Origin of the sequence: Streptomyces sp. MMG1533, assembly GCF_001279775.1 — a bacterium.
Lineage (GTDB): Bacteria > Actinomycetota > Actinomycetes > Streptomycetales > Streptomycetaceae > Streptomyces.
Window position 1 is genome coordinate 1 of the sequence record NZ_LGDG01000060.1, and the last position, 7,287, is coordinate 7,287.

Genomic DNA, 7,287 nt, shown 5'->3' on the forward strand with positions numbered 1-7,287 from the left:
ATGACCACCTGGATGTTCGACTGAGCATCCGCCGACGCACCCGTGTCGTACGACCGACGATCCGCACCAGAACCCGCCATCACACACCACTCCCCGAGAGTTGAAAGAAAGCCCGCACAGAGATCCGCGCAGAGATCCGCGCAGAACGAAGGTCAAGCTCAGCGGAAGCGCGCCGCGTCGAAGTTCGCGGCACCCATCTGCTGCTTCGCGTTGTCGCCCTGCTCCTGGTCGCCGGAGCTGAACGCCGAGTCCATCCCCGACTGACCACCCAGAATCGCCGCCAGCGACCCGTTGAGGTCGCTCGCGATCTGGTCCGCCCGCTGCTTGAACTGGTCGAACATCACGCGGCCCGAACCGTTGAACTTGCCCTCCAGCGGCGTCGCCGCCTGCACCAACTGCCGGATCAACGTCCCGAGATCGTCGCTCGACCCCCGCGAATCACGCTGCAGCTGCGACAGCGTCTGCGCACCCATGTCGAACTTCATCACGCCTCCCCCGTTGGGTCCTCACCACCACATCGTGTGCATTACATCTCTACCAACTCCCCGATTGCTCAGGCAATCGAGAGTCGGCGGTAGTTACAGAGGCAGCACAAACCCATGACCAAAGCACGAGCGCGTATGCGGACAAACAGTCAGCGGGCGGACGTTGCGGGCAGCGCAGACGTGGCCGTCGGCCCCTCGCGGCAGATCAGCAACAGCGCCCTGTCGTCGTTGACATCCTTCGCCACCGCCTCGATCAGATGCCAGGCCGCTCCGTGGAAGCCGCCAGCGACATAGCGGTCGGCCTCGCCGGTGAGGCGGTCGATGCCCTCGACGATGTCGCGGTCGGACGTCTCCACCAAGCCGTCCGTGAACAGCATCAACACGTCGCCGGGGCGCAGTGAGCCCTTCACGGGGTCGAACTGCGCACCGTCGTACACACCCAGCAGCGGGCCCTCCGCGGCCTTCTCCTCCCAGCGGCCGCTGCCCGCGCTGAGCTGCAAGCCCGGCGGGTGGCCCGCGGAGTACAGCTCGTAGTCGCCCGAGTCCAGGTCCAGGACCAGATGGATCGACGTCGCGAAGCCCTCGTCCCAGTCCTGGCGGAGCAGGTAGCCGTTCGCGGCCGGCAGGAACGCGTGCGGGGGCAGCGAGCCGAGCAGGCCGCCGAAGGCCCCCGACAGAAGCAGTGCGCGCGATCCCGCGTCCATGCCCTTGCCCGACACGTCCGTCAGGACGACCTCCATCGTGCGGCCGCCGTTCGTACGGGCCGCGACAACGAAGTCACCGGAGAACGACTGGCCGCCCGCCGGGCGCAGCGCCATCTCCCGGTGCCAGCCCTGTGGCAGTTGCGGCAACTTGCTCTGGACGCGGATGCGTTCGCGCAGGTCGAAGAGCATGGTGCCGCCGCGCCGCCAGGGCACGCCGACCCGGCTGCGGAACTGGGCGATGAGGAGACCGAAGAACCCGCAGGCGGCGACCACCAGGACCACGCCCGGGGTGACCCTGGACGGGCCCTCCGTGTACGGGCCCAGCTGCACCGACTCCACGATCAGTGCCGTCGCCGCAGCCGCGTACAGGCCGAGCAGGCTCGCCGGGCGCAGCAGCAGGCCGCCTGCGACGATCGGCAGGACCAGCGCGGCCGGTGAACACCACACCGAGTTGGCCAGTGTCGTGGCCGCGATCAGGGGAACGGTGATGAGCAGGCCGGCCAGCGCGACCCAGTCCGAACCGTCGCCACGGAAGTAGTCGACGGCACTTCTGCGCAGGCCGACGCGAGCCCGGTGCCACTGCATCTTCAACCGGGCCGTGAACGTCTCGGCTTCCGCGCGCCGCTCTCGTCCTGCTGCCATTAGTTCGGGACCCTATCCATCGGACCAGCTGCTTGGCACGGGAGGTCCCACTTGTCCCCCGTCCGAGGTTCAACTTCACAGTGAACTTCACAGAAGGCCGCCGCGCCGCCACCAAGCCGAAATTCCCTGGCCCGTCCCGCAATGCCCTGGTAGGCATGGTTCATGGGGACTGACGTGCGGGTACTGCGGCGGGACGAATGGGACCAGTGGTACGACAACCTGATCCGCGCCTTCGGCGGGGTCCAGGAGTCGTCCGAGGAGCGGGAGCTGTGGCGCTCGCTCACCGAGACCGACCGTTCCATCGGTGTCTGGGACGGTGACGTGTGTGTGGGCACGGCGGGGGCGTTCAGTTTCCGGCTGACCGTGCCGGGCGGCGCCGCGCTGCCGGCCGCCGGCGTGACCATGGTCAGCGTGGCGGCCACGCACCGACGGCGCGGGGTGCTGCGCTCCATGATGAGGCGGCAGCTGGACGACGTACGGGAGTGGGGCGAGCCGCTGGCGGTGCTGACGGCCTCGGAGCCCGAGATCTACGGCCGGTTCGGGTACGGCGCGGCGACGCACTGCGTGAACGTCGAGGTCGACACGGCGCGCGTACGGCTGTCCGTACCGCCCGGCACCGATGACGTACGCCTGCGGTACGCCGCACCGGCGGATGTCCTCGACGTGTGCGAGGCGGTGTACGCGCGCAAGGTGTCCGGCCGGCCGGGGATGCTGGCGCGGCTGCCCGGGTGGGAGCAGCTCGTGGTGCTCGACCCGGAGAGTGTCCGGGAGGGGGCGTCACCGCTGCAGTGCGTGGTGGCGGAGCGGGCCGGCGAGGTCGTGGGGTACGCGCGTTTCCGGATCAAGCCGGAGTGGGAGACCGCCGGACCCAAGGGCGTCGTGGTCCTGCACGACACGGAAGCGCTGGATGCGGCGGCGCACGCCGCGCTGTGGCGGTTCCTGTTCGGGATCGACCTGACGTCGACGCTGACCGCGCGGGGACGGCCGTCGGACGAGCCGTGGCTGTCCATGGTGTCCGACATCCGGCGGTGCGGGCTGCGGGTACGGGATTCGTTGTACGTCCGGCTGGTGGACGTCGGCGCCGCGCTGGAGGCGCGGACGTATCAGGCGCCGGTTGATGTGGTGTTCGAGATCGAGGACGACTTCTGCCCCTGGAACGCGGGGCGTTGGCGGCTCACCGGGGACGCGAAGGGCGCGTCCTGCGTTCGTACGACGGATGCTGCCGATCTCGCCCTGTCCGTACGGGAGTTGGGGGCCGCGTACCTCGGAGGCGTGAGTCTGGCGTCGCTGGGCGCAGCCGGGCGGGTGCGGGAGCTGCGGCAGGGGGCGCTGGCGGAGGCGGCGGTCGGGTTCGGGTCGACGGTGGCGCCCTGGCTGCCGCACGGGTTCTAGGCCGACGTCAGGGCTTCTGGCAGACCGGGCACCAGAAGAGGTTGCGGGCGGCGAGATCGGCGGTGCTGATCTCGCCGCCACAGATGTGGCAGGGCAGGTTGGCCCTGCGGTAGACGTAGACCTCGCCGCCGTGGTCGTCGACGCGCGGCGGGCGGCCCATCGCCTCCGGGGTGTGTTCCGGGCGGACGGTGTCGATGCGGTTGTTGCGGACGCCCTCGTGCATCAGCTCGACGAGGTCGGTCCAGATCGCGTCCCACTCGGCCCGGGTGATGTCCTTGCCGGCGCGGTACGGGTCGATGCGATGCCGGAAGAGGACTTCGGCGCGGTAGACGTTGCCGACGCCGGCGACGACCTTCTGGTCCATGAGCAGGGCCGCGATCGTCGTACGGCTGCGGGAGACGCGCTGGTACGCGGTTCCCGGGTCGGCGTCCTCGCGCAGCGGGTCGGGGCCGAGGCGGTCGTGTATCGCGTCCTTCTCGGGGTCCGTGATCAGGGCGCAGGTCGTCGGGCCGCGGAGATCGACGTACGACGTGCCGTTCGCGAGCCGGAGACGGACGGTGTCCGTGGGCGGGGGCGCGGGGGCCGGGCCGAAGTCGACCTTGCCGAAGAGGCCGAGGTGGATGTGGATCCACTCACTGCCGCGAAAGCCCAGGAACAGGTGTTTGCCGTGGGCCTCGGTGGCGGCGAGTTCCGTGCCGGTGAGGAGGGCGGCGGCGTCGGTGAACTTGCCCTGGGGGCTGGTCACCTGCGGTGCCGTGCCGAGAAACGCGGCGGCGTAGTCCTGAGCCAACCGGTGAATCGTGTGCCCTTCCGGCACGGCGCCCTTCTTTCCTGTACCCACTGGGGGCTCCGCCCCCAGACCCCCGGCCTTTGCCCACCCGCCACCGGACTCGGCCGGTCGAGAAGCGGGCGACTCGGCCGGCCCAGCGGCAATCCCTACTTCTGCGGGTGGTGCGCCGGGATCGGCGGCAGGTCGCCCGTCGTCTCGTAGTCGGCCAGCATCTCGATGCGGCGGATGTGACGCTCGTCACCCGAGAACGGGGTGTTCAGGAAGGTCTCGACGAACTTCGTCGCCTCCTCCTGCGTGTGCATGCGCGCGCCCACCGCGACGACGTTCGCGTTGTTGTGCTGCCGGCCGAGGGACGCCGTCTCCTCGCTCCAGGCGAGGGCCGACCGCACACCCTTGACCTTGTTCGCGGCGATCTGCTCGCCGTTGCCGGAGCCGCCGATCACGACGCCGAGGGCGTCGGGGTCCGCGGCCGTCCGCTCGGCGGCACGGAGGCAGAACGGCGGGTAGTCGTCCTGGGCGTCGTAGATGTGGGGACCACAGTCGACCGGGTCGTGGCCGGCTTCCCGGAGCCACTCGACGAGGTGGTTCTTGAGTTCGAAGCCGGCATGGTCGGAACCGAGATACACGCGCATGGGATGAGTGTGACACGGGTGTTTCGGGGCAGCAGCCCCGGGGGTTGACCCGGAAAACTGAGAGCAACACTACAGAACCTCAGGAAAAGCTCAAGTAACGATCCGGAATCAAAGGTTCACCAATCACTTTGCCTCCGATTCACTGGACCGACCCGTACGCCGCTCGTACGGGAGCCCGCACCACCCCCGTGCGGGAAACAGCTCACCCGGCGCAAAGGAATCCCGTCCTATGACCTCGCAGCCGACCCTCCCCAAGGCTGGTCACGACCCAGGAGCCTCCGGCGAACCCGGCCCCGGCCTCCAGGCAGGACTCAAGAACCGTCATCTCTCGATGATCGCCATCGGTGGTGTCATCGGTGCCGGACTGTTCGTCGGATCCAGCTCAGGTATCGCCACCGCGGGCCCCGGCATCCTCCTGTCCTACGCACTCGTCGGCACGCTCGTGGTGCTGGTGATGCGGATGCTCGGCGAGATGTCCGCCGCCAACCCGACCTCGGGTTCGTTCTCCGCGCACGCCGACCGGGCGCTCGGCCCGTGGGCCGGGTTCTCCATCGGCTGGCTGTACTGGTTCTTCTGGGTCGTGGTGCTCGCGGTGGAGGCGACCGCCGGGGCCAAGATCCTCGAAGGGTGGATTCCCGCCGTACCGCAGTGGGGGTGGGCCCTCATCGTGATGGTGGTCCTCACCGCCACCAACCTCGTCTCCGTCGGTTCCTACGGCGAGTTCGAGTTCTGGTTCGCCGGGATCAAGGTCGTGGCGATCGGTGCCTTCATCGTCGTCGGCGGGCTCGCCGTCTTCGGCGTGCTGCCCGGTGCCGACAGCGACCAGGCGGGGCTCTCCAACCTCACCGACCACGGCGGCTTCCTGCCCAACGGGCCCGGCGCGATCCTCACCGGTGTGCTGCTCGTCGTCTTCTCCTTCATGGGCAGCGAGATCGCGACCCTCGCGGCCGGCGAGTCCGAGGACCCGCAGCGGGCCGTCACGAAGTCGACCAACAGCATCATCTGGCGTATCGGCGTCTTCTACCTCGGCTCGATCTTCGTCGTCGTGACGCTGCTGCCGTGGGACTCCAAGTCCATCCAGGACGACGGCTCGTACGTCGCCGCCCTCGACTCCCTGGGCATCGCGCACGCCGGTCAGATCATGAACTTCATCGTGCTGACGTCGGTGCTGTCCTGTCTCAACTCCGGGCTCTACACGGCCTCCCGCATGGCCTTCTCGCTCGGCGAGCGGGGGGACGCCCCGAAGGTGTTCGCGCGGGTCAACGGCCGGGGCGTGCCGATGGCGGCGATCCTCGCGTCGGTCGTGTTCGGTTTCGTCGCCGTCTTCTTCAACTACCTGTCCCCGGACAAGATCTTCCTCTTCCTCGTCAACTCCTCCGGTGCGGTGGCCCTGTTCGTCTGGCTGGTCATCTGCTTCTCGCAGCTGCGGATGCGGAAGATCATCCAGGCCGAGGCGCCGGAGAAGCTCGTCGTGAAGATGTGGCTGTACCCGTACCTCACCTGGGCCACGGCCGCGCTGATCGTGTTCGTCCTCGGCTACATGCTGACCGACACCGAACACGACGGCCGCGAGACCGTGGTGCTGTCGCTGCTGGTCGCGGCCGGTGTGCTCGTCATCGCCTTCGTGAAGGAGAAGGTCAAGGGCGAGCGCGCGGTCACGAAGGTCTGACCGCCCGCACACTTCGGAGGGGCCCGTGCGGTACGGGCCCCTCCGTCGTGTCTCACAGCACCGTGAAGCTGTCCCTGACCTTTGCGAACGTCTCGAGGGCCTGCGTCTCGGCGTCCGGCTGGTACCAGGTGTTGATCTGGTACGACTTCCCGTTCTCGTTGAAGCCCAGGAGCCGGGCGTGCCAGGGGACGCCCTCCAGGGTGAAGGTGTACTCCCAGACGACCGCCGGGTTGCCGCGGAACGTCGTCTCCTCCAGGCGGATCTTCCGGTAGTCCCTGCCCTGGTGGGCGTTCTGTTCCGAGGTCCGCCAGGTCTCCATCAGGTCGCCGCGGGCGAGGGAGGACTTGGCGGCGAGCTCCTGTTTGCCGTCCGGGGACGTGTAGTGCACCTCGGCGCCCGTCTTGATGTCCCGCCGCCAGCCGGCCGGCGTCGCCCACGCGAACCCGCCCGCCTCCCGGTGCGCGCCCGGCGGCAGGCTCTGCGGCCTCGACGTGCCCTCGACGGTGGGCGACGGGCTGTCGCTCGGGGTGGCGGACGGGGACTGCGCGGAGGAGGCCGACGAGGCCCCTCCCGCCCGGTTGTCGTCGGGCGATCCGTTCGTCGCCGCGAGGACGATCGCGACGACGACGCTCGCGGCGACCACGCCGATGGCGGCGATCAGGCCCGTACGACGTCCCGCGCGCCGCCTGCGCCGGGGGTCCGCCGGGAGGGCGGGGCCGGGGAGTTCGCCGGGCGGCATGGGGAGGGGAGCCGGGGTGGGAGAGGGGCGCCGTTCGGTCTCCGCCTGGGCGCGGACGAGCGAGACGCCGGTGACGGTGGTGGCGGTGGTGGCGGCGGTCGTGGCGGCCCTGTGGGGTGCGGCGGGTGCGAGGGGTTCTGCGGGCGCGTGGGGTCCTGCGGATGCATGGTGTCCTGCGGGCACGTGGGGCTCTGCGGGTGTGGCGGGGGGGGGGGCCGCGGGGGTGGGGGCGGG

7 protein-coding genes are annotated in these 7,287 nt (G+C 69.6%); 2 read left to right on the forward strand and 5 right to left on the reverse strand.

Annotation, left to right across the window (positions count from 1 at the left end; translation table 11 throughout):
* Positions 1-158: 158 nt before the first annotated feature.
* Complete coding sequence (locus tag ADK57_RS09685; protein ID WP_053748970.1) at positions 159-485, reverse strand: hypothetical protein; 327 nt, start codon at positions 483-485, stop codon at positions 159-161.
* A 149-nt stretch (positions 486-634) separates the two neighbouring features.
* Entirely contained in the window at positions 635-1,831 is a 1,197-nt protein-coding gene (locus tag ADK57_RS09690) for a PP2C family protein-serine/threonine phosphatase (RefSeq protein ID WP_053748971.1), read from the reverse strand.
* 162 nt (positions 1,832-1,993) lie between these two features.
* On the opposite strand from ADK57_RS09690, the gene ADK57_RS09695 reads away from it, so the two are divergent.
* Positions 1,994-3,223, forward strand: a complete 1,230-nt coding sequence (locus ADK57_RS09695) for a GNAT family N-acetyltransferase (RefSeq protein ID WP_053748972.1) — start codon at positions 1,994-1,996, stop codon at positions 3,221-3,223.
* A 7-nt stretch (positions 3,224-3,230) separates the two neighbouring features.
* On the opposite strand, the gene ADK57_RS09700 is transcribed toward ADK57_RS09695, so the two are convergent.
* Positions 3,231-4,040 (reverse strand): Fpg/Nei family DNA glycosylase, encoded by an 810-nt coding sequence (locus ADK57_RS09700; RefSeq protein WP_053748973.1) that lies wholly within the window; start codon positions 4,038-4,040, stop codon positions 3,231-3,233.
* A 119-nt stretch (positions 4,041-4,159) separates the two neighbouring features.
* Positions 4,160-4,645, reverse strand: coding sequence for a ribose-5-phosphate isomerase (locus ADK57_RS09705; RefSeq protein WP_053748974.1), 486 nt, complete (start codon positions 4,643-4,645; stop codon positions 4,160-4,162).
* Positions 4,646-4,874: 229 nt separating this feature from the next.
* Here ADK57_RS09705 and ADK57_RS09710 point away from each other — a divergent pair, with 229 nt between their 5' ends.
* The gene (locus ADK57_RS09710; RefSeq protein ID WP_053748975.1) at positions 4,875-6,314 is read left to right on the forward strand and encodes an amino acid permease; all 1,440 of its coding nucleotides are present in this window, start codon (positions 4,875-4,877) and stop codon (positions 6,312-6,314) included.
* 52 nt (positions 6,315-6,366) lie between these two features.
* Here the strand turns inward: ADK57_RS09710 and ADK57_RS09715 are convergent, their stop codons facing one another.
* Positions 6,367-7,236, reverse strand: coding sequence for a hypothetical protein (locus ADK57_RS09715; protein ID WP_234390087.1), 870 nt, complete (start codon positions 7,234-7,236; stop codon positions 6,367-6,369).
* Positions 7,237-7,287 lie beyond the last annotated feature (51 nt).

Bases quoted from the DNA above. Each gene is read 5' to 3' on its own strand.
- ADK57_RS09705 (WP_053748974.1), bottom strand. From the start codon at position 4,645: ATGCGCGTGTATCTCGGTTCCGACCATGCCGGCTTCGAACTCAAGAAC.
- ADK57_RS09695 (WP_053748972.1), top strand. From the start codon at position 1,994: ATGGGGACTGACGTGCGGGTACTGCGGCGGGACGAATGGGACCAGTGG.
- ADK57_RS09710 (WP_053748975.1), top strand. From the start codon at position 4,875: ATGACCTCGCAGCCGACCCTCCCCAAGGCTGGTCACGACCCAGGAGCC.
- ADK57_RS09685 (WP_053748970.1), bottom strand. From the start codon at position 485: ATGAAGTTCGACATGGGTGCGCAGACGCTGTCGCAGCTGCAGCGTGAT.
- ADK57_RS09690 (WP_053748971.1), bottom strand. From the start codon at position 1,831: ATGGCAGCAGGACGAGAGCGGCGCGCGGAAGCCGAGACGTTCACGGCC.